The sequence below is a fragment of the Anaerococcus sp. AH8042_DFU013_CI05 genome, assembly GCF_047936775.1.
In the GTDB taxonomy this organism is placed as follows: Bacteria; Bacillota; Clostridia; order Tissierellales; family Peptoniphilaceae; genus Anaerococcus.
On the sequence record NZ_CP175954.1, the window covers coordinates 423,711 to 446,682 of the forward strand.

Below are 22,972 nucleotides of genomic sequence, written 5' to 3' on the forward strand. Positions count from 1 at the left end.
TCCTACCTACATTTTATTAATATATGCAGTATAATATTATAAAATAATAAATAAAGGAATTAAAATGAATAATAATAAAAGTAAATTTAAACAAGGGCTTATTAGCGCTATTATAGTAGCTAGCCTTATATTGTTAACTTTTTTTACTGCAAAAAGTATCTTTAATGTAGAAGAAGACACAAAAATAAGTTCAGAAACTGTAGAATCAGCCTTAAAGGAAGCAAAAGAGCTTACTACTTTAAAATATCATTATAAAAATATAGCCTCATTTGAAAATAGTCAACAATTTCATGGTATGACCATACCATTTACCACAAAAAGATTCTTGTATACTTACGAAGGAGAAATCCATGCAGGGGTCGACCTTGATCAGGCAAAGGTAAATATTAATCAAGAGGCAAAATCTATAAGTGTCACATTGCCTAAAACAAAAATACTTAGCCATGACATAGATGAAGATAGTGTTATGTTTTATGATGAGAAAAATTCTATATTTAATCCCTTAGAATTAGAAGACTACTCAAATTTTAGAAAAGAAGAAGAAGCAAAAGTAGAAAAAGAAGCCATTGATAAAGGCTTATTAAAAGAAGCAAAAGATCAAACTTTAAAGGCTGTAAAAGAAATATTATTGTTAAATCCAATAATAGAAGAAGAATACACATTAACTGTAAAATAAAAAACTAGGAGTAATAAGCTCCTAGTTTTATTTTGCAAAATTATAAATCAAAGTTATAAGAGGATATAAGATTATTTGGTGGGCTAGATAAATTGGCATAGCGTATCTACCAATTTTTGCTAACATGCTATCCCTGCCATATTTACCATAAAAATTTTTGTTTTTTAAAGACTTGCCCCAGTAAAAACCAAATAGGTAGATAAATCCCCAAGGTATGATTGGGAAATAATCTGTAGAATGAAAGTCATTTGAGGGAAAACCTAGGTAGAAAAAATTTAGATCATAAAAATTTTTAAAAACTTGGTTTTCATAAAGAATCCCTCTTGGAACTTTGTAGCTAATTACAAACAGCAATAAAAAAACTATGGCCCATTTTGGTGAAATATCTGTAAAATACTGGATAAGACCCGTTATAATAATAGAAGCACCAAGTCCATTTAATACTCCCCAAAGTATAAACTGACTAGGCGCTGCAATGTAGGTAATAACTGTAATTGCAAAGCCAATCAAAGATGTTTTTATTCCACGTTTTATATTTCTTTCTGGAGTAAGAAAATTGGATGTAATGCCTGATATGATAAAAAACGAACAAGCAATTGATAATTGCCAAATTTTATTGAAAATAGTCCCATCATACCAATCAATTTGCCAAAAATAATTTATATTATAGATTAAATGAAAAAGCACCATGGATATAATAGTAAATCCACGCCACTTATCTAGATTGTGATTTCTTTTCATGATAATATTATAACATAAAAACTAGCTAGGCGGCCTTATGTTTGAATATAAGTTTGAAAAAGTTATCATCAGTAATGGATTAAAAGAAAGACAAGATAATAATATGGAGCAAGTAGAAAAAGCAATAGTGGATCATGCTAAGGATGGTTGGAGATTGGTCCAAGTTTTAGTTGTTCCCAAAGAAAAAGCAGGTTTATTTATGATAAACTACTACAAAATTATATTTGAAAGAGAAATTTAGCAAATAAAAAAGCCCCCAGGAGGGGCTAAATTTTATATTATTTTCCAAGTTCTTCTACAAATCTTGTAACGTGAACTGGTAGGTCTTCAGGAGTTCTTGCTGTAACAATGTTATTATCTACAACAGTTTCTTCATCAACCCAGTTTGCACCAGCATTTTTAATGTCTGTGCTTATAGTTTTTACTGATGTTGCTTTTACTCCATCTAGGATATCTGCTTCTGCTAATACCCATGGACCGTGGCAAATTGCACCAATTAGTTTTCCAGCTTCATGCATTTCTTTTACAAAATTTACTGTATCTTCTGATTGTCTCATAGCATCTGGTGAGAAACCACCTGGAATATATACTGCGTCAAAGTCGCTTGCTTTTGCATCAGAACTTGCAATATCTGATTTCATTTTATATCCACCAGCTTTTCCGACATATTCTGTATCGGCTTCTGTACCAACAAGTACTACTTCATAATCTTCTTTAAGTCTCCAATATGGATAAATTAGTTCTGGCTCTTCATATTTATTTTCAATTAGTATTGCTACTTTTTTCATTATATTCTCCTTTAAAACTCAATGTTTCATGTTCATTTTATTTATACCCAAATTATTTATTTGTAATAAAATTATAAAATTCGGAAGGATAGGCCTTATGATTATTACGATATTTTAAAGAAATAATGTGGAGATTGTCGCGAGCCCTAGTCATAGCAACATAAAACATCCTTCGTTCTTCTTCTAGTCGATCTAATTTGTCTTTATAATCAAAAATCATAGGGAATTCACCCTTGACTAAATCTACTACAAACACATTATCATACTCAAGACCCTTTGATTTGTGGATGGTGGAAAGGATAATGTTTGATTTGCTGCGTCTATTTAAGATTTTTTCATAGTCTTCTATTTTGCTATAAAATTCATCTAAATTATGTAAGTCTTTGGTAAAATTAATTATACTTTCTATATACAAATCCTTATTTAACACAACTTCATAATATTTATTAGAAAACATTTTTATATAATCTCTATAGCCCATGGTATTGTAGATATATGCAATCTGTTTATCCAATGTCATTGTTCGCAAATTTTTAAATTCTTTTTCTTTTCTTAAAAGTCCATAGGCTTTTTCTTCATTTATATACTCATGAAGATAATCGAAAACTGAATAATTTCTAGGTTTTAATTCTAATTTTTCAACTTCTTCGCGGGTCAGATATGTCTTTACCATATAATATATTTCTGTAAAAAGTTCAACATTATTAAAATCGTTAGAAAAGTTAATAATATTTATCATATCTCTTAAAATTTTGGAATCAAAAAAATCAATGGACCCATTATTAACTGCAAAATCGATATTTTTATCCATTAAAAAACTTACTAAATTAAGTGATGAGATATTATTTCTAAAAAGAATTGCATTTGTTTTTCCATCTTCAATATTTTTTTGTATATAAGTAAAAGCATCTTTGCTATCTTTTGCATAATTTTTATGAACTTTATTTGTAGCTTTCTTATTTGTAAATAAGTTTTTTTCATATCTATTTTGATTTTGCCTTATAAAATCATTTGCTACTTTTACTATGTTAGCCTGTGATCTGTGGTTTTCATCCATGGTGATTATTCTTGCATTTGGAAATGTGGATTTAAAATTTAATAAATAGTTTGGTTCTGCAGCCCTAAATGAATATATGGATTGATCATCATCTGCAACTACCATTAGATTATTTTCTGGATAAATTATTTTTTCTATGATTTTAAATTGTAAGATAGATGTATCTTGACCCTCATCTAGCTGGATATATTTGTATTTATTTTTTACAGATTTTAGTAAGTTTGGATGCTCGTTTAATAATCTTAATGCAATGGTCTGCATATCATCAAAATCTATGTAGGAATTTTCTTTTTTGAAGTTCTCGTAAGCAAAATATATTTTCTCAATATTTTTTATTTGAGAATTTTTTAGATAAGTGATATCTGACAAACTATTTCTCATGTAACCAATATCTGTAAAAAAGTTTCGCAAATCTTCTGATGACATCAACTTGCCATTGATATCAAAATAAATTTTCTGGATAAGATTGTACTTATTATAGCTATCATCACTTTCTAATATCTTAAGTTCTCTATTTGATTTTTTATAATAATTTCTAATAATCAAATAGCAAAAGGCGTGTATGGTCATAAAATTTGATTTTGTATCATTTTCTAATTCAAATCGCGTTTTCATATCTAAAGCTTGGGTTCTAGAAAAGGTGAGTGATAAAATTTTTGCTGGATCTACTTGCTTTTCTAATATTTTTATTCGCTCTAAAAGCATGGTTGTTTTGCCAGCTCCAGGCACTGCAAGAACTAAACATGGACCATATATATGATTTGCAGCTTGAATTTGTTTTTCTGTAAGTTTCATATAATTATCATACCATATAAAAATTTATTAAAATATGGTAAAATTGTATTAGAATACATAAATGGGGGTAACAATGCTTACAACAAATTTTTTGAAATCTAGAACTTCAACTAGAGATTATAAAGACATACAATTAGATGAAGATACAACTAAAAAAATTTATGAAATCGTGGATGCTGAGACAGAAAAACTTGGTAAAGATGATCTTTCTTTTTTAGTAAATACAGATGGAGAATCTGTATTTAATGCTCTTAAAGGAGTGGCAGGTTATAGGGGAATCATGATTAAAGCTCCTGCATACATTGCACTAAATGCGCTTAATACAAATCCTGCATCTATTGTAAAAGGTGCTTATGGTATGGAAGAGATCATCACAAAACTTAACGAAATTGGTCTTGGATCTTGCTGGATTACAGTAAATGATGTAGATGCAACTGTAAAACAATCTGCCTTTAACTTTACTGATGGAGATGTAAATCTACTATTGGCTGTTGGATATCCACTAGATGATGGAGTGCACCAACAAAGATATGATGATAGAAAACCAACAGAAGATTTAGTTTTCCTTGGTGATTTTGATACACAAGCAACAGATGAAGACCTAGAACAAAGAGGATTAAATGACATCTTTGACTATGCAAAATTTGCACCATCAACTCATAACGAACAACCTTGGAGATTTGTAATTGTAGATGATGAAATCAATCTATATATCGAAAACTTTAAGGGAGATGTAAATCTAATCGATGCTGGTATAATAATGTATTATATAGATGAACTTGGAAAATCCCTTGCGATGACAAGTGGATGGGAATTAAACCCACAAATTTCATCTGACAAATACACTTATATAGCAACAAAGAAAATATAATGATAGGGCGACTTTTAGTCGCTTTATTTTAATTGAAAGGTAAATATGATTAGATTATATACAGAAAATAATTTTGAAAAGATGAGAGAAGCTGCAGAAATTCTTTGCCAAACCCATCTTGCTATTAAAAAAGTTATTAAAGAAGGTATGACAACAAAAGAGCTTGATGACTTTGCAAATAAATTTATAGTAGAGCATAAAAAGGCAATACCAGCTCAGTTAGGCTATGGTGGATTTCCATATACGCTTTGTATCTCTGTTAATGATGAAATATGCCACGGTTTTCCTGGCGACTATGTCCTTAAAGAAGGAGATATAGTTTCTATAGATAATGTTATTGAATATAATGGAGGATTAGCTGATTCTTGTTGGTCATACCCAATCGGTAAGTTATCAGAACGTGATCAAAAACTAATGGATGTGACATTAGATTCATTAAATAGAGCAGTAAAAGAAGCAAAAATTGGAAATAGAATAGGTGATATTGGGCATGCTATTCAGGAATATGCAGAAGTAGAAAATGATTTTTCAGTTATTCGTGATTTTATAGGACATGGTATAGGCAAGGAAATGCACGAAGATCCACAAGTTCCACACTACGGTAAGGCTCATCGTGGACCGCGAATTCAAGCAGGAATGGTATTTACAATCGAACCAATGATTGCAAGTGGAAACTGGCCTATGGAACTTGAAGATAATGGCTGGGTGGCAAAAACAAAAGATGGGTCAAATGTTTGTCAATTTGAGCATCAATTAATAATCCATGAAGATGGTCCAGAAATAATTACAGATCAAAGTAAATATTCCTTAAACGAATCTGACTTAGAATTTATTGAAAACTATAAATTTTAATTTGAGGGTACAGTGAAATTAAAACAAGTAAAAACACAAGAAGATAAAGAATATTTTGAAAAACTATATCAATCATCATTTCCAGAAGATGAACGAATTGGTGAAAATATTTTATATGGTTTTTTTGAGAAAAATTTGATAGATATTTTAATACTAATTAAAGATGAAAATAAAGTCGGTATGGCTGTAATTTATTTAAATAAAAATATTCATTTACTTTCATATCTTGCGATAGATCCAAAATATAGAGGCCAGGGGATGGGTAGCGAAGCTTTAAAACTATTTAAAGTAAAGTACGAAGATTTGATTATCGAAATTGAAAGTACAAGATTTAAAGATGCAGATGACTTTGCCCTAAGAAATAGAAGAAAGGCTTTTTATATCAAAAATGGTTTTAATGTACTAGAAGAAAACATAAACTATTTTGGAATAGAAATGGAACTAATGGCAACTACAAAAGATGCTGGTCTTGATGAATATATGGATACTTACTTAAATATTTTTGAAGAAGATTATATAAATGAGAATATAAAAGCAATTGATATTTAGAGGTCTTAGTTTAATTTACTAAGACCCTTTGTTTTTTAAATTTTTAAGGTTTATAAGTTAGCTAAACCTTTTCACATATTGTATAATTATATTTAATACATAGTATATTAATAAAATATAAGGAAAATAAGATGAGTGAATATTTTAACAAATCTGATTTAGATAAATTTAATAGCGGTGATTTAGCCGAATTGCATAAAGAACATTGGGATAATTTTCTAAATTATTATTCAAATGTGATGGCTGATGGCAAACTTTCTGTAAGAACAAAAGCTCTAATAGCCCTTGCAGTAGCTCATGCAGAAAAATGCCCATATTGTATAGATGCCTATACTACAAAATGTTTAGACTTAGGTCTTAGTAAAGAAGAAATGATGGAAGCAGTTCACGTAGCAAGTGCTATGCAGGCAGGTATTACTCTTGTAACTAGTGTTCAAATGAAAAATATCATAGATGATTTGGAATTTTAAGTGGATTATTTTAAAAAAAGTAAATCAAACTGTTCCAAAATTTAACGATAGGGTAGGTTATAAGCTTAAGACTAAAAACAAAATTGATATCCTACAATTAAATATAACCAGAACTTGCAATCTCTCATGTAAACATTGCCATCTTTCCTGTAATCCAAATCGAAGAGAAGATATGAGTCTGGATGTGGCCAAAAAATGTGTAGAGCTTCTAAAATCTTATAACTTTAGCACGGTAGATATCACAGGTGGGGCTCCAGAAATGAGTGGGGTTTTTAAGTACCTGGTAGAAGAAGCTAGCAAATTAAATAAAAATGTAATGATTAGATCAAATCTTACTATTTATAACAAAGAAGATTATAAGGATATTCCTCAGTTTTTAAGAAATCATAAGGTGGATATAATAGCAAGTTTGCCTTTTTATGAGAGAGAAAAAACTGACAAGGTAAGGGGCCTAGGAGTTTTTGAGGATTCTATAAGAATTTTAAAAATATTAAATGAATTGGATTATGGAAAAGATTCTGATTTAAATCTAAACCTAGTTTATAATCCTTCTGGTGCCATGATTCCCCAATCAGAGGAAGAGTTAGAGCAAGTATACAGGGTAAAACTAAAAGAAGATTATGGCATAATATTTAATGATTTATTTGCAATTACAAATTCACCTATAGGAAATTTTGGAAAATGGTTAGATAAATCTCGCAATCTTGATAGGTATATGAATCGCCTATACAATTCTTTTAATGATGAAGTTATCGAAGAAGTTATGTGCAGGTCTACTTTATCAGTTGATTATGATGGCACTATCCATGATTGTGATTTTAACCTAGCCCTAGGTCTTGGTATAAAAGGGAAAAATAAAACTATATTTGATATTACAGTAAATGATTTAGAAAATAGACCAATAGTTACAGCAAATCATTGTTACAGCTGTACAGCAGGAGCGGGCTCTTCCTGAGGTGGCTCTTTGGAGTAGTTTACTCCTAAAGAGTTAATATATTATTTGAGGATGTTTTATGTCAGATTTAAGAAAAAAAGTAAGCAATTACTATAGTAAGATTACTACAGAAGATGAAGGTAAAATGCAAACTAATATTTGCTCATGTGCAAGCGATGCAATGCCTGATTATCTAAAAGAAATCAGAAAAGAATTGCCAGAAGAAATTATTACTCGTTTTTATGGATGTGGATCACCTATACCAAAGGCTATTGAAGGCAAAACTGTCCTTGACTTAGGATGTGGAACAGGTCTAGATTGTTATATATTGTCAAAACTAGTCGGTGAAAATGGTAGGGTGATTGGTGTTGATATGACAGATAGCCAATTAGAAATTGCAAAAAAATATCAAAATGAGATGGCAGAAAAATTTGGCTATAGCAAATCAAATGTAGAGTTTCATAAAGGATACATAGAAGATTTAAAAACACTTGGAATAGAAGATGAATCAGTTGATGTAGTCATTTCAAATTGTGTTATAAATCTCTCTCCATTTAAAGAAGAAGTCTTTAAAGAAATATGGAGAGTATTAAAACGTGGTGGAGAGTTATTCTTCTCAGACATATTTGCTGATAGAAGAATCCCAGAAGAAACTAGTAAAAATGAAACCCTCAGAGGAGAGTGTCTAGGTGGGGCTATGTATAGGGAAGATTTTAGAAGGCTAATGACTAAGATAGGATGGGCTGACTTTAGATATTTATCAAGCGCTAAGCAAAGTATAGGAAATAAAAATATAGAAGATTTGGTAGGCGATATCAACTTTTATTCTGATACTATTAGTGCCTTTAAAATTCCAAATCTTATGGAAGATATATGTGAAGACTATGGCCAAATTGCTATCTATAGGGGTGGAATAAATGAAAATAAATTTTACTTTGACCTTGATGACCACCATAGATTTTTTCTAAATAAGCCAGAATTAGTTTGTGGCAATACAGCTGCTATGCTTGAAGAAACTAGATATAATAAGTTTTTTGAAATTATAGGTAATAGAGAAAAACACTTTGGTGCCTTTGCCGGATGCGTAACGACAGGATCTAGCAATTCAGATAATGGAGAAAGTAAAGAAGCTTGTTGTTGTTAAATTATTGTGTTTTTTTCTTAAGCATGATAAAATATATTATACATTAAATAACATTTTATAAAGGGAGAGTAATATGAAAAATTACAAGAATTTGTTTCTAACTTTAGCTCTAGCAGGAGCTCTACTAACAGCTTGTTCTAATCAAGATGCAGCACCAAAAGAAGATGCTGCAGGAAACAAAACTGAAACTACAGAGTCATCTGATAGTACTAAAGAAGTGGCAGAAGAAATTAAAGGTGTAAGCAAAGATAACAATATCGTAGTTGATAAAGAAAACCAAACAGTTACAATATATGCAAACTTTAATGGTAAATTTTTAACAGAGTCAACAAGACACTTAGTGGTCTCTGAAACAGGTAAATTTGCTGATAAACCAGTATTTAAATCATATACAGCACCAGCTGATTTCCATCAAGCTTTATTAGATATCGGAGCTGAACCAGGCAACAATATGACACCAGAAAATGCAGAAGAAACAACATCTGAAGGTACACCACTTGATGTAACACTTTACTGGGAAGGAAATGAAGATGGGGTTGATGTAAATGACTTTATTGTAGATCCAAACGGTAAAGGAGTTGACTTAAGATTTACAGGTAACCTTGATAGAGCAAATGATAAGAAAACAGGCTGCTTATCTTGCCTAGACTCTTGTACAGTTGGTATTACATCAAACGCTAACTATCCATACGGATCTGTTGAAAAAGCAAAAACTGTAGAATTTGGATTAAATGAAGAACTAGCTCCAGAAGATGGAACTCCAATTGCTATAGTATACTCAATTAAAGGATAATGGAAACTTTAACAAAAATTGCAAGATACTTATTAAGCTCAATCATTCTATTTGCACTTGCAACTAGTTTAATTAGCCTAAGCGTATGGATAGATATGAGAATCCATGCTAGGCATATTGTCTATGCTAGTTTTATCATAATGCTGATATTCATAATAAGCAGGGATTTTAAGACTATAAAACCAATTTTAATTGGTGAAATTATTATGGTGTTAGTTTTTATATTTGGTAAATTTCCAAGAGTTTCGTATGAGCTTAGAGATGCCTTTTATTTACCAATAGGTATTGAAGACTTTAAGGTATCTTTAATAATAATTATAATTGTTACAAGTCTTTTGGTTTATTATGATTATTATAAAAAAAGTAAGTCTTTAGAAAAAATTAAAACAAAATAAAAGCAGGATCTTTAAATGAGCTGAACCCATAAACACGGAATAACTTAATAATATTTTAAGCGGAATGTAATCTGTAATCAACAGGGGACATTCCGTTTAATTTTGTCTTTATTCTGTCTTCGTTGTACCATTTGATATATAATTCTATTTCTTTTCTTAATTGATCATAACTTGTAAATTCTACACCATAGTACATTTCTTGTTTGAGTATGCCAAAGAAGTTCTCCATTGGTGAATTGTCTAGACAATTCCCTTTTCTTGACATACTTTGTATTATATTTAGTTTTCTTAGTTTACTAGACCATGAACTATGTTGGTAATGGAATCCCTGGTCTGAGTGTATTACTAAATTGTCTTTAGAACTAATACCTTTTATTGCTTTGTCTAACATTGAGTTCGTTAGTTTAATTGTTGGGTGATGACTTAGTGTATAGCTAATTATCTCGCTATTGTATGCATCTAGTATTGGTGATAGGTAGAGTCTATCTTCATGACCTTTAATTCTAAATTCAGTTATATCTGTTAACCATAGCCTATTAGGTCTACTGGCTTTAAAGTTACGATTAACTACGTTAGAAGCTATTTTACCTACTTGACCTTTGTATGATGAGTATTTTCTTGACCTAGTTTTAAATTTAGTACAGAGTAACCCTTCTTGTTTCATGATTCTAAGAACTCTTTTATGATTTACTATTAAGCCTTTGTTTCTTAGAACTGTACTTACTCTTCTGTAACCATATCTACCTTTAGTTTTTTTAACTACTAATTTAATTTCTTCTTTTACTTCTTTATCTTTGTCTTCTGGATTTTCTAATTTAATTTTCCACTCATAGTATGAAGATTTAGGAAGCTTAGCTACTTTTATCCATTCATTTGCTTTTGTTTCAGGATGTTCTTTAAGAAGATGAAGTATTATCTTTGTTTTTTCCTTGCTTTTGCTTCCTCTTCTAGTAGCAAGGCTTGAAACTTTTTTTCGAATAGTATTTGCATCTTTAGATATTTATTTTCTTCTCTAAGTCTTATTAGTTCTTCTCTTTCAGACTCAACTATTGGTTTTTCGTTCTTTGATTTCTTTTTTGATTTAGACATATCTTTCTTAGGCCTTCCTCTGTTATCTTCTAATCCAGATAAACCACGTTCTCGATATGCTTTCTCCCGGTTACATATTACTGATCCATTAGTGATATCAAAGTGCTCTGCGGTTTGCCTGTATGAGATATTATTGTTTTGTCTATATTGTATTACAGATAGTTTAAATTCACTAGTGAATTTATCGTTACTTTGTTTTTTAGTTAAGTTGTAAAACCCTCCTGAGTTATATTTGTTAATCCAATTTTCTAGAGTGCTATCAGGTATATTGTATTTATTTGCTACTTCAGGTCGTCCACCTGTTTGACCTGATAAGTACTCCAGAACTAATTTAATTTTAAACTTTTTTGTGTATTTTGGCATGAAAAAAACCCCTCAATCCATATTCCGGATTTTGGGGTTCAGCTCAAAACTGATCCTGCTTTTTTAATATTAAAATTTTCCTATACCTAATTTTTTATTATCTGCACCCTTGTTGTAAGCTGATTTTACTAATTTATCAATTAGTTCTTCGTACTCAATCCCGGAGGCTTTCGCTTCTAAGACATATGGAGATGAAGTTTTAGACAAACCTGGCATGGTGTTTATTTCCATTATGTAAGGCTCTCCATCTGCATTAAGTCTAATATCAATTCTTGCGTAAGTATCACAATTCATAGCCTTAAATGATTTAATGGCTAGGTATTTCATTTCTAGCTCTAATTCTTCATCAATTTCAGCTGGAGTAGTTTTAATAGTCCATTTATTTTTAACGACATCCTTAGTTCTAAAGTTAACTCCACTTTCTTTATCAAAAGTAATTTCGGTTACCTCTAATGCTTTTATCTCACCCATATCTTCAAGAACTCCGACAGTAAATTCTCTACCTGGGAGGAATTCTTCAATGATTATTGGTGGGTTTACTTCAGAAAATATCCTGTCTAAAGTTTTTTCTAAATCTTCTTCGTTTTCTACCAAAGAATCACTCCTGATTCCTACTGAAACAGCTTCTGATTCTGGTTTTACAAATAGGGGATAGCTTCCTTTAAGCTCTTCTTTTAACTCTTCATCTTTTGAAAATAAGATTTGTGATTTTACTATTGGTAAACCATGAGATGCTAAAATTAAGTTTGCAGTCTCCTTTGAGAGAGCAGTAGCTTGCGCTAGCATACCGCTTCCTACTATTGGAATTCCTAGTAATTCTAATGCTGCAAATACATTTCCTTGAAGTTTTAGATTTTCTAATGGATCGTAATGGATAAATATTACATCAAGTCCCTCAATTTCCATAATATTTCTCATCATATCGATATTTGCTGGGATCTCATAAACTTCGTGGTTTTTATATTCCAATGCTTCTTTTATAGATGATAGCATATTTTTCATAATCCTATCTGCATTTGGATTTACCTGTCTGATTTCTTCTGTCATGTTTTCGTATTCTGCGTAAACTAAAGCAACTTTCATATGTACTCTTCCTTTTATAACATTAATATAGTAAATTATTTCCTGATAAACAAAAAGAATTAGGTTTATTCACCTAATTCTAATGATATTTGGTTTTTGGTTTTTTCTCGTTCGCCCATCATTTGATTGTAGCATTCCCTGCATAATGGTTCATACTTATCTTTTGAACCAATTTGGATTCTTGATTCATCAGTTGATTTTCTGTATGATGCCCAGGCATCGTCACCACAATTTGCACAAATGGCATGGTGCTTGGTAAGCTCATCTGCAATTGGCATAATTTCTTTTATAATTTCAAATGGTCTAGTTTTATAATCCATATCAAGTCCTGAGACTACGATGGTGATATTTTTTGCCATAAGTTCATTAAAAATATCGATAACTTCGGTTGGATCATTTGGGAAAAATTGCACTTCATCAATTCCTATGGCATCTAGCTCGTGCTTGGTTGCGTATTCCAGAACATCATTTAGATTTTCAACCTTTATGGCATCTAATTCTAAGTTATCATGAGAAACTATTTTTTTATCATCGTCACGATTATCAATTGCTGGCTTAAAGGCGGCAATCTTGTAATTAGCAATGCGCATCCTATAAAGCTCGCGCCATAGGGAAGTGGTTTTGCCTGAAAACATTGATCCTGTATGAACTATTAGTTTTCCTTGTTTTTTCATTATCTAACCTTACACATTAAATCTAAAGTTAACTACATCACCATCTTGCATAATATAATCTTTGCCTTCCATTCTTAAAAGGCCTTTCTCACGAGCAGCATTTATAGATCCACTATTTACTAAATCATCGTAAGAAACTATTTCTGCTTTTATAAATCCTCGGGAGATGTCAGTATGGATTTTGCTAGCTGCATCCACTGCTTTGGTACCATCTTTTATAGTCCAAGCGCGTGTTTCCATTTCACCAGTTGTTAGAAATGAAATGAGATCTAGGGTTTTGTAGCTATCTTTTATAACTTTATCAGTACCAGACTCGTTTAAACCAAGCATAGATAGGAAATCTTCTTTTTCTTCATCTGTATCAAGTTCTGAGATTTCCTGCTCGATTTTTGCAGATACTATAGAAACTTCTGCATTTTCATTTGCTGCAAATTCACGAACTTTTGCAACATATTGATTATCAGCTCCATCATTTGCTGCATCATCTTCATTTACATTACAAACATAGATTATCGGTTTTGTTGAAAGTAATTGGTAAGAACGAAGCAGTTTTCTTTCATCATCTGTTAGGTTAAGGACTCTGGCTGATTTTCCTTCTTCAAGCACAGCCTTTACCTTATCCAAAACTTCTACCTCTTTAGCCACTTCCTTATCATTTCTTGCAACTTTTCTACGTTTTTCTAAAACTTTATCAATCATATCAAGGTCAGCAAAAATTAATTCTAAGTTTATGGTTTCGATATCACGGATAGGATCAACGGATCCATCAACGTGTGTTACATTTGGATCATCAAAACATCTTAAAACTTCAACAATAGCATCTGTTTCTCTAATATTTGATAAAAATTGGTTGCCTAGACCTTCACCTTTAGAAGCACCCTTTACAAGACCTGCTATATCATAAAATTCAATTACAGCTGGAACTATTTTTTTTGACTCACTGATTTTAGCTAGGACATCTAGTCTTTCATCAGGTACATTTACTAGCCCTACATTTGGATCAATTGTTGCAAAAGGATAGTTTGCAATAAGAGCTCCAGCTTTTGTAATGGCATTAAATAAAGTTGATTTTCCAACGTTTGGCAAACCTACAATTCCAAGTTTCATTTATATTATCACCCCTCTAATATTTTTACACGATTGTATTTATTATAATTGATTTGCTAAAAAATTCAATCACTGATATGCTACCAAATAGGGTGCTAAAAGGTATAATTATTTTATAAAATCAAGGAATTTTAACCTTTTAACAAAGTTACTTTTTTAAATATTTAAGGGAGTTTATATGAATATAGATCAAAGATTAGAAGACTTAAGAAGTTTAATGGCAGAAAGAAAAATAGAAGCATACATAATTCCAACTTCTGATCCACATCAGTCAGAATATCTAGCAGATCATTATAAGGAGAGAGAATTTATTTCTGGATTTACTGGTTCTGCTGGAACTGCTGTTATTACACCAGATGAAGCAAAAGTGTGGACAGACTCCAGATATTTTTTACAAGCAGAAAAAGAATTGTCTAGATCAGAATTTGAATTAATGAAATTAGGAGATGAAGACTATCCATCTGTTGAAGAATACCTAGACCAAAGTGTAAGTGAATTTGGAAAAATTGCCTTTAATGGAAATTTGTTTTCAGTAAGAGAATATAAAAAACTCAGCGAATCAATGGGATCACGTACTCTAGTATCTGATATTGATTATATTTCAAAATTATGGAAAAACCGTCCAGATTTAAGAAAAGATAAAGCTTGGTTATTAGGCGAAGAATATACTGGCGAAAGTACAGAATCAAAATTAAGTCGTATTAGGGAAGAAATGAAGAAAAATGAATACGATTATTATTTTATAGGGGCAGTAGAAGACATATGCTGGCTTTTAAATATCCGTGGAAATGATATTGATTTTAATCCAGTTGTTTTATCTTACATGCTAATTTCAAAAGATAGGGCCTACTTATGCATAGACCAAGAAAAATTAGATGGAGAAGTAAAAGAATATTTAGATGAAAACAAAATAAAAATTCATTCATATGATTATATTTTTACACTATTAAAAGATATTCCTGGAAAAAATCGTATTTTCCTAGATCCAGCTCGTACTAATGTAGCAATTTATGATTCTATAAATTCCAATGTTAAGGTATCCACTGGGACAAATATTACTACAAATATGAAGGCGATAAAAAGTGAAAAAGAAATAGAAAATACTAAAGAAGCTTACATTATAGATGGAATAACCTTAGTGAAATTCTTTAATTGGTTAGAAGTAGGAGCAACAACTGGTACATTAAACGAATATGTAGCTAGTAAAAAACTACGTGAACTTCGTGCAGAAAATGAGAGTTTTGTAGAAGAATCTTTTGAATCAATTATAGGATTTAAGGATAATGCAGCCATAGTTCACTACGCGCCAGCAGATGTGGGCTCAAAAACAATTAGAACAAATGGAATGATTTTGATAGATTCTGGTGCTCACTATAAAGAAGGAACGACTGATATAACAAGAACTATTGCACTTGGAGAACTTAGCCAAGCAGAAAAAGATGACTATACCTTGGTTTTAAAATCACACATTGCACTATTTTTAGCGAAATTTAAAGAAAAAACCACTGGATCAAGATTAGATGCTATTGCTAAATATCCATTATGGCAAGCAGGAAAGGACTTTTTCCACGGAACAGGACACGGTGTTGGTTATCTATTAACAGTTCATGAAGGACCACAAAGACTTGGTATGGGTCCTGGATCAGAAATAGAATTTAAAGAACATATGTTTACATCAGTTGAACCAGGTTTATATATTGCAGGCAGCCACGGAATTAGAATAGAAAATCAAGCTGTTGTGAAAAAAGCAATGGAAAATGAATTTGGTAAGTTTTTAGAATTTGAAAATCTAACCTATCTTCCAATTGACACACGTCCAATAAATATTGATATGTTAACAAATGATGAGATTAACTGGATTAATGATTACAATCAAAAATGCGAAGAAGTTTTAGCTCCACACCTAGAAGGAGCAGATTTAGAGTATTTGAAAGAGAGTTGTAGACAAATTTGAGTAAAGAAGAACTAAGGACGAAGCTTAAAGAACTTCCTGATTTGCCAGGAGTTTATATAATGAGAAATGCCGATGATGAAATAATCTATGTCGGCAAGGCTATTTCTCTTAAAAAAAGGGTTCGCCAATATTTTGATAACAATAAAAACAAGGGTGCCAAAGTTTTGGCCATGGTTTCCCACATTGACCACTTTGAATATATCATAGTAGAAAATGAAGTGGAGGCCTTGGTCTTAGAATCAAATCTAATTAAGAAAAACAGGCCAAAATATAATATCGTCCTAAGAGATGATAAACAATACCCTTATATAAAAATTACAAATGAGAAATTCCCTAGGATACAAAAAGTAAGGCAAATTTATAATGATAAAGCTAATTATTATGGGCCATATCCTGATGCCTATGCAGTAAATGATGCCATAGATTTATTTCATCTATACTATCCATTTAGAACTTGCAATCTAGATTTTGAAAAAGGACAGACATTAGATAGACCATGTCTTAATTATTTTATTAAAAAATGTAACGGACCTTGTATCCATGATGAAGATGAGAGTCGCTACATGAAGCATTTAGATGATATAAAACTTTTTTTGGAAAATAAGTCTGATAAAATTCCTGATTGGGTTTTAGATAAGATGAATGAATCTAGTGCTAATTTAAATTTTGAAATGGCTTCAAAATATAGAGATTATTACAAGGCGCTATCAACAATATCCGAAAGACAAAAAGTTACAGAAGCTGCCGGAGAAGATATGGATATCATTGCCATGAGCAAGGGTGTAATAGCTATTGTCATGCAAGTTTTCTTCATGCGTCAAGGAAAAATTGTAGAACGTGAACATTTTATAATAAAAAATGACTATGTAGAAACCGATAAAGATATCATGAGCTCTTTTATCAAGCAATTCTACCTTGACATAATGTATATACCAAAAGAAATTTTGATAGAGACAGAGCCAGATGATTTAGAAACTATAAATGAATTCTTAAATCAAAAGCGTGGGACAAAAGTCTTAATCCATAAGCCAAAACTTGGTAAGAAGAGAGATTTAATAAATATGGCCCTTACTAATGCCAATGATATGCGCATAAAATACGAAAAGCAAGCTGAAAAAAAAGAACGTAAGAAGTCAGCAGGTATCAATCAGCTAAAAGATATTTTGGATATGACGGAGATAAAGCGTATCGAATGCTATGATATTTCAAATACATCTGGTGTTCAGTCTGTAGGATCTATGGTAGTTTTTGAAGATGGTCATCCAAATCCAAAAGAATATCGCAAATTTAAAATAAAAACTATTGAGGGGCCAAATGACTATGGTTCCTTAAAAGAAGTATTAACTCGTAGATTTAAAAATGGTATAAAAGAAATGGAAAATGGCAATACTTCTACAGGTTTTGGAAATATGCCAGATTTAATTTTAATGGATGGTGGAAAGGGTCAGGTTTCATCAGCCCTAGAAATCCTTGATGAATTTAAATTGGATATAGAAATTGCAGGACTTGTAAAAGATGATAAGCACACCACCCGTGCTATAATTTATCAAGGTCAAGAGATATTTATTAACCGAAATGATCCGGTTTATAAATTAATTTACGAAATCCAAGAAGAAGCCCATAGATTTGCAATAAATTATCATAGAAAGCTTATGCAAAGTACAATGAAAACATCTGAGCTTGATAATATCAAGGGAGTAGGAGTAAAGACTAGAACTAATTTATACAAACATTTTAAAAGCATATCCAATATAAAAAAAGCAAGTGTTGAAGAACTTATGGAAGTGCCATTAGTCGGCAGAGCCCAAGCCCTTGAAATTTACAAATACTTTAGATTAAAAGGCTAGAAATAGGAGCGTATTTATGGATGAAAATAACAATATGAGTGATAAATCAATAAATGAGCCTCAAGAATCAATGGTGGAAAGTGAAACTATATTAAAAGAATTACAATTAGGTGAGGAAAAAAATACTATAAAACTTCATAAGGTTGTTGAAAGACTAGGTCTTGAAATTGTCCACCAATCCTCAGATTATTATGATATTTGTCTTTTAAGCGCTGATGTAAATCGTCCTGGTTTGCAATTGGCAGGATACTTAGAAGATTTTCCCTATAAGAGACTTCAAGTTATTGGTTCTGTCGAATACACATATCTTACAGGACTAGATAGTAAGCTTCAATATGAAAGATTTAGAGGCATACTTTCATATAGCATTCCTGCGGTAATTTTTTCTTATGATGTTGACATTAACCAAGACATATTAGACTTAGCCGATTATTATGACAAAACAGTCTTAAGATCGCCAGCAAAAACAACTAAATTAATTTCTGATATTTCTGATGAACTAGAATATCAATTAGCACCAAGAAGCAATGTCCATGGTGAGCTTTTGGAAGTTTTTGGTGTGGGGGTTTTAATTATGGGGAAATCCTCAGTTGGAAAAAGTGAAACTGCCCTAGACCTTGTAAATCGCGGTCACAGATTAGTAGCTGATGATATGGTTGATATAATGGCTATTGATAACAAAATTATTGGAGAGTCTCCGGATAATATCCGCCATTATATGGAAATAAGAGGGCTTGGAATAGTAAATGTGAGACGTTTATATGGTACAGGGTCGGTTAAAAATAGCACGCAAGTAGAAATGGTAATTGAGCTTGAGCAATGGAAAGAAGATTACGAGTACGACAGACTAGGGCTTGATGATCATTATATTGAGCTATTAGATGTCAAATTACCTCACTTAGTTGTTCCGGTTAGAGCAGGGCGAAATCTAGCTATGATTGTAGAAGTGGCTGCTATGAACCAAAGAGAGAAAAATTTTGGCTATAATGCAGCTCGTGTAATGACAAATAAGATATTTCATAAAGAATTAGTTGATGAAAACGATGACTTTGAATAAGTTTATCGTTTTTATTTTTTTGCAAATATATTGGTTAATTTTTTAAAAAAATTTATTATTTTGATATTATTTACCAAAGGCTCTTGACATTCGCTTTCATCTTATCTATACTTAAATTAGTGTTAACGATAATTGCTTATTAATTATTTTAGGAGGTCTAAATGACAATTACTAGAGCAATGAAGACTATGGACGGTAATACCGCTGCAGCTCACGTATCATACGCATTTACTGACGTTGCAACCATTTACCCAATCACACCATCTTCACCAATGCCAGAATCTATTGATGTATGGTCATCAAATGGACGTAAAAATGTTTTCGATAGAGAAGTTATGGTTAAAGAAATGCAATCTGAGGCAGGAGCAGCAGCAGCATTTCACGGTTCACTTGCAGCAGGAGCACTAACTACTACATACACAGCAAGTCAAGGTTTATTATTAATGATACCTAACATGTATAAAGTTGCTGGAGAAAGATTACCAGGTGTATTCCACGTTGCAGCTAGAACTGTTGCTACACACGCACTTTCAATCTACGGAGACCATTCAGATATATATGCAGCTAGACAAACAGGTGTAGCTATGCTTTGCTCAAACTCTGTACAAGAAGTTATGGACTTATCACCAGTATCTCACTTATCAGCTATTAAAGGTAGAGTACCATTTGTTAACTTCTTTGACGGATTTAGAACAAGCCACGAAATCCAAAAAATTAATGTTTGGGATTACGAAACATTAGAAAACCTTGTAGATTTCGAAGCAGTTGATAATTTCAAAAATAACTCACTTAACCCAGAAAGACCAAAACACATGGGTACAGCTGAGAAGAATATCTTCTTCCAAAGAACAGTTTCAAGAAACAATGCTTACACAGAAATCGTGGGTATTGTAGAAGATTACATGAACCAAATTAACGAATTAATCGGTACAAACTACGGTCTATTCAACTACTACGGTCAAGAAGATGCTAAAGAAGTTATCGTAGCTATGGGTTCTGTAAACCAAACAATTCGTGAAACAATTGATGAATTAGTAAAAGACGGTTACAAAATTGGTTTAGTAGAAGTTCACCTTTACAGACCATTCTCTAAAGAACACTTATTAAAAGTTGTTCCAAACACAGTTAAGAAAATCGCAGTTCTTGATAGAACAAAAGAACACGGAGCTGAAGGACAACCTTTATACCTAGATGTTAAATCAGCATTCTACGGAGTAGAAAACGCACCAGTTATCTATGGTGGTATCTACGGACTTTCAAGTAAAGATACAGTTCCTGGAGATATCAAGGCTGTTTATGACAACCTTAGAAAAGAAGATACAAAAGATAACTTCACACTTTCAATCACAGATGATGTTACAAACACATCTTTAGAAAGAGAAGACTTCAAAGTACGTCACGAAGGCACAACAAGATGTAAATTCTGGGGATTCGGATCTGATGGTACTGTTGGTGCTAACAAACAAGCTATCAAAATCATCGGTGATAACACAGACATGTTTGCTCAAGGATACTTTGACTATGACTCTAAAAAATCAGGTGGTTTAACAGTATCTCACTTAAGATTTGGTAAAGAACCAATCAAATCAACATACCTACTTGACGAAGCTGACTTTATGTCACTTTCAAAACAAGCTTACCTACACCAATATGATGTATTAAAAGGACTTAAAGATGGTGGTACATTCCTTCTTAACACAACTTGGAGTGAAGAAGATTTAGACGAACACCTTCCAGCAAATGTAAAAAGATACCTTGCTGAACACAATATTAACTTCTACATCATTGATGCAAGCCACATTGCTCAAGAAATTGGACTAGGTTCAAGAACAAATATGATTATGCAAGCTGCATTCTTTAACTTATCTCAAGTACTTCCAATTGAAGAAGCTGTTGGATACTTAAAAGATTCTATAGTTAAAGCTTACGGTCACAAAGGTGATGACATTGTAAACATGAACTATTCAGCAGTAGATGCAGGTCTAGAAGCAGCTAAAAAAGTAGAAGTTCCAGCTGAATGGGCAAACGCTACTGAAGAAGAAAAAGCTGAACAAGCAGAAATGTCAGAATTCGTTAAAAACATCTTAAGACCAATGATTGAACAAAAAGAAGATGACATTCCAGTATCTGCTTTCGTAGATCTTAATATTGAAAATGGTGAATTCCCATCTGGTACAACAGAAGTTGAAAAACGTGGTATTGCTCTAAATGTTCCAGAATGGCAAATGGAAAATTGTATCCAATGTAACCAATGTTCATTTGTATGTCCTCACGCTGTAATTAGACCATTCCTAGTAACAGAAGATGAAAAAGCAAATGCACCTGAAGGTTTCGAAACAAAACAAGCTATCGGAAAAGGAATGGAACAATACGAATTCAGAATTCAAGTTTCTCCACTAGACTGTACAGGTTGTGGAAACTGTGCTGATATCTGTCCAGCTCCAGAAAAAGCTCTTCTAATGAAACCATTCGATGAACAAGTAGAAAGTCAAAAAGAAAACTGGGAATACGCTCACGAAGAAGTTGGCTACAAAGAAGATGTTATGGATGATAAAACACTTAAAGGAAGCCAATTCAAACAACCATTACTTCAATTCTCAGGAGCTTGTGCAGGTTGTGGTGAAACTCCATATGCTAAACTTGTTACACAATTATTCGGTGACAGAATGTACGTTGCAAACGCAACAGGTTGTTCATCAATCTGGGGAGCAAGTGCACCAGCTATGTCATACACAATTAACCAAGAATCAGGTAAAGGTCCAGCTTGGGGTAACTCATTATTCGAAGATGCTGCTGAATACGGATATGGTATCAAATTAGCTGCAGAATCAAATAAATTACTTCTTGAAACAAGAATGAATTCATTCTTAGACTTAAACCTTGATACACCACTTAATGAAGCATTTAAAATGTGGTTAGAAGGTAAAGAAGATGTAAACTCATCTAAAGAAGCAACAGCTAAAATTCTTACACTTGAAAACGAAACAGTTGACAGTGAAGAAGGTAAAGCTCTTCTAGAAGATATTTACAACCTAAAAGACTACATGATTAAAAAATCATTATGGATCTTCGGTGGTGACGGATGGAGCTACGATATCGGATTTGGTGGTGTAGACCACGTATTAGCAAGTGGTGAAAACATCAACATTCTTGTATTCGATACAGAAGTTTACTCAAACACAGGTGGACAATCATCTAAATCTACACCATTATCAGCAGTAGCACAATTCGCTGCATCTGGTAAAAAAGTACGTAAAAAAGACCTTGGTTTAATGATGACTTCATATGGTTACATCTACGTAGCACAAGTAGCTATGGGAGCTAACCAAAACCAAACAATCAAAGCTATCAAAGAAGCTGAAGCTTACGATGGACCATCATTAATCATCGCTTACGCACCATGTATCAACCACGGAATTAGAATTGGTATGGGTAAATCACAATTTAGAGAAAAACAAGCTGTTCAAGCTGGTTACTGGCACTTATGGAGATTTGACCCAAGACTTGCAGAAGAGGGCAAAAATCCATTCCAATTAGACTCTAAAGAACCAAGCGAATCATTCCAAGAATTCCTTCAAGGGGAAGTAAGATACTCATCACTTAAGAGATCATTCCCTGAAACAGCAGACGAATTATATGCTGAAGCAGAAAAAGCAGCTAACGATAGATACGAAACATATAAGAGACTTGCTGGTAAATAAGGTTAAAAATTAATTAGCAAAAAATGCCATAT

22 protein-coding genes are annotated in these 22,972 nt (G+C 32.1%); 14 read left to right on the forward strand and 8 right to left on the reverse strand.

Annotated elements, in window-relative coordinates:
• Positions 1–64 precede the first annotated feature (64 nt).
• Positions 65–676 carry a DUF4230 domain-containing protein gene (locus ACKRLN_RS02310; RefSeq protein ID WP_416335144.1) on the forward strand — a complete coding sequence of 204 codons (612 nt, stop codon included), beginning with the start codon at positions 65–67 and terminating at the stop codon, positions 674–676.
• 27 nt (positions 677–703) lie between these two features.
• On the opposite strand, the gene ACKRLN_RS02315 is transcribed toward ACKRLN_RS02310, so the two are convergent.
• Positions 704–1,417: a heparan-alpha-glucosaminide N-acetyltransferase domain-containing protein gene (locus ACKRLN_RS02315; RefSeq protein ID WP_416335145.1), complete on the reverse strand. Its 714-nt coding sequence runs from the start codon at positions 1,415–1,417 to the stop codon at positions 704–706.
• A 37-nt stretch (positions 1,418–1,454) separates the two neighbouring features.
• On the opposite strand from ACKRLN_RS02315, the gene ACKRLN_RS02320 reads away from it, so the two are divergent.
• Positions 1,455–1,658 (forward strand): DUF4177 domain-containing protein, encoded by a 204-nt coding sequence (locus tag ACKRLN_RS02320; RefSeq protein ID WP_416335146.1) that lies wholly within the window; start codon positions 1,455–1,457, stop codon positions 1,656–1,658.
• A gap of 37 nt (positions 1,659–1,695) precedes the next feature.
• On the opposite strand, the gene ACKRLN_RS02325 is transcribed toward ACKRLN_RS02320, so the two are convergent.
• Together ACKRLN_RS02325 and ACKRLN_RS02330 are read right to left on the reverse strand one after the other, a co-directional pair.
• Positions 1,696–2,205 (reverse strand): type 1 glutamine amidotransferase domain-containing protein, encoded by a 510-nt coding sequence (locus tag ACKRLN_RS02325; protein ID WP_416335147.1) that lies wholly within the window; start codon positions 2,203–2,205, stop codon positions 1,696–1,698.
• Between the two features lie 52 nt (positions 2,206–2,257).
• Complete coding sequence (locus ACKRLN_RS02330) at positions 2,258–4,057, reverse strand: ATP-dependent helicase (RefSeq protein ID WP_416335148.1); 1,800 nt, start codon at positions 4,055–4,057, stop codon at positions 2,258–2,260.
• Positions 4,058–4,130: 73 nt separating this feature from the next.
• Between ACKRLN_RS02330 and ACKRLN_RS02335 the strand changes: the two genes are divergently transcribed.
• The 8 genes from ACKRLN_RS02335 (at position 4,131) to ACKRLN_RS02370 (ending at position 10,065) form a co-directional block, all read left to right on the forward strand.
• Positions 4,131–4,928 carry a nitroreductase family protein gene (locus ACKRLN_RS02335; protein WP_416335149.1) on the forward strand — a complete coding sequence of 266 codons (798 nt, stop codon included), beginning with the start codon at positions 4,131–4,133 and terminating at the stop codon, positions 4,926–4,928.
• A 45-nt stretch (positions 4,929–4,973) separates the two neighbouring features.
• The gene (gene map, locus ACKRLN_RS02340) at positions 4,974–5,780 is read left to right on the forward strand and encodes a type I methionyl aminopeptidase (protein ID WP_416335150.1); all 807 of its coding nucleotides are present in this window, start codon (positions 4,974–4,976) and stop codon (positions 5,778–5,780) included.
• A gap of 12 nt (positions 5,781–5,792) precedes the next feature.
• The gene (locus ACKRLN_RS02345) at positions 5,793–6,329 is read left to right on the forward strand and encodes a GNAT family N-acetyltransferase (protein WP_295884966.1); all 537 of its coding nucleotides are present in this window, start codon (positions 5,793–5,795) and stop codon (positions 6,327–6,329) included.
• A 131-nt stretch (positions 6,330–6,460) separates the two neighbouring features.
• Positions 6,461–6,799, forward strand: coding sequence for an arsenosugar biosynthesis-associated peroxidase-like protein (locus ACKRLN_RS02350; RefSeq protein ID WP_296143002.1), 339 nt, complete (start codon positions 6,461–6,463; stop codon positions 6,797–6,799).
• Positions 6,783–7,754, forward strand: a complete 972-nt coding sequence (gene arsS / locus ACKRLN_RS02355) for an arsenosugar biosynthesis radical SAM (seleno)protein ArsS (RefSeq protein ID WP_416335151.1) — start codon at positions 6,783–6,785, stop codon at positions 7,752–7,754. The genes ACKRLN_RS02350 and arsS overlap by 17 nt, the downstream gene beginning before the upstream one ends.
• A 58-nt stretch (positions 7,755–7,812) precedes the next feature.
• Positions 7,813–8,877: a methyltransferase domain-containing protein gene (locus ACKRLN_RS02360; protein ID WP_416335152.1), complete on the forward strand. Its 1,065-nt coding sequence runs from the start codon at positions 7,813–7,815 to the stop codon at positions 8,875–8,877.
• Positions 8,878–8,950: 73 nt separating this feature from the next.
• Entirely contained in the window at positions 8,951–9,670 is a 720-nt protein-coding gene (locus tag ACKRLN_RS02365) for a YdjY domain-containing protein (protein ID WP_295884980.1), read from the forward strand.
• A complete protein-coding gene (locus ACKRLN_RS02370) occupies positions 9,670–10,065 on the forward strand; it encodes a hypothetical protein (protein WP_416335153.1) in 396 nt (131 codons plus the stop codon). The genes ACKRLN_RS02365 and ACKRLN_RS02370 overlap by 1 nt, the downstream gene beginning before the upstream one ends.
• Positions 10,066–10,120: 55 nt before the next feature.
• Here the strand turns inward: ACKRLN_RS02370 and ACKRLN_RS02375 are convergent, their stop codons facing one another.
• The 5 genes from ACKRLN_RS02375 to ychF form a co-directional block, all read right to left on the reverse strand.
• Positions 10,121–11,065, reverse strand: a complete 945-nt coding sequence (locus ACKRLN_RS02375) for an IS3 family transposase (RefSeq protein WP_416335372.1) — start codon at positions 11,063–11,065, stop codon at positions 10,121–10,123.
• Positions 10,978–11,517, reverse strand: a complete 540-nt coding sequence (locus ACKRLN_RS02380; RefSeq protein ID WP_416335154.1) for a transposase — start codon at positions 11,515–11,517, stop codon at positions 10,978–10,980. Before ACKRLN_RS02380 ends, ACKRLN_RS02375 begins: the two co-directional genes overlap by 88 nt.
• A 69-nt stretch (positions 11,518–11,586) precedes the next feature.
• Positions 11,587–12,600 carry a D-alanine--D-alanine ligase family protein gene (locus ACKRLN_RS02385; protein ID WP_416335155.1) on the reverse strand — a complete coding sequence of 338 codons (1,014 nt, stop codon included), beginning with the start codon at positions 12,598–12,600 and terminating at the stop codon, positions 11,587–11,589.
• Between the two features lie 65 nt (positions 12,601–12,665).
• The gene (locus tag ACKRLN_RS02390; protein ID WP_203127292.1) at positions 12,666–13,274 is read right to left on the reverse strand and encodes a thymidine kinase; all 609 of its coding nucleotides are present in this window, start codon (positions 13,272–13,274) and stop codon (positions 12,666–12,668) included.
• A gap of 9 nt (positions 13,275–13,283) precedes the next feature.
• A complete protein-coding gene (ychF, locus tag ACKRLN_RS02395; RefSeq protein WP_416335156.1) occupies positions 13,284–14,381 on the reverse strand; it encodes a redox-regulated ATPase YchF in 1,098 nt (365 codons plus the stop codon).
• Between the two features lie 178 nt (positions 14,382–14,559).
• Between ychF and ACKRLN_RS02400 the strand changes: the two genes are divergently transcribed.
• From ACKRLN_RS02400 to nifJ, 4 genes are all read left to right on the forward strand, one after another.
• Positions 14,560–16,335 (forward strand): aminopeptidase P family protein, encoded by a 1,776-nt coding sequence (locus ACKRLN_RS02400; protein WP_296142567.1) that lies wholly within the window; start codon positions 14,560–14,562, stop codon positions 16,333–16,335.
• Positions 16,332–18,182, forward strand: a complete 1,851-nt coding sequence (gene uvrC, locus ACKRLN_RS02405; protein ID WP_416335157.1) for an excinuclease ABC subunit UvrC — start codon at positions 16,332–16,334, stop codon at positions 18,180–18,182. Before ACKRLN_RS02400 ends, uvrC begins: the two co-directional genes overlap by 4 nt.
• A gap of 70 nt (positions 18,183–18,252) precedes the next feature.
• The gene (gene hprK, locus ACKRLN_RS02410; RefSeq protein ID WP_295885305.1) at positions 18,253–19,239 is read left to right on the forward strand and encodes an HPr(Ser) kinase/phosphatase; all 987 of its coding nucleotides are present in this window, start codon (positions 18,253–18,255) and stop codon (positions 19,237–19,239) included.
• A gap of 161 nt (positions 19,240–19,400) precedes the next feature.
• The gene (gene nifJ / locus ACKRLN_RS02415; protein ID WP_416335158.1) at positions 19,401–22,940 is read left to right on the forward strand and encodes a pyruvate:ferredoxin (flavodoxin) oxidoreductase; all 3,540 of its coding nucleotides are present in this window, start codon (positions 19,401–19,403) and stop codon (positions 22,938–22,940) included.
• Positions 22,941–22,972: the final 32 nt, after the last annotated feature.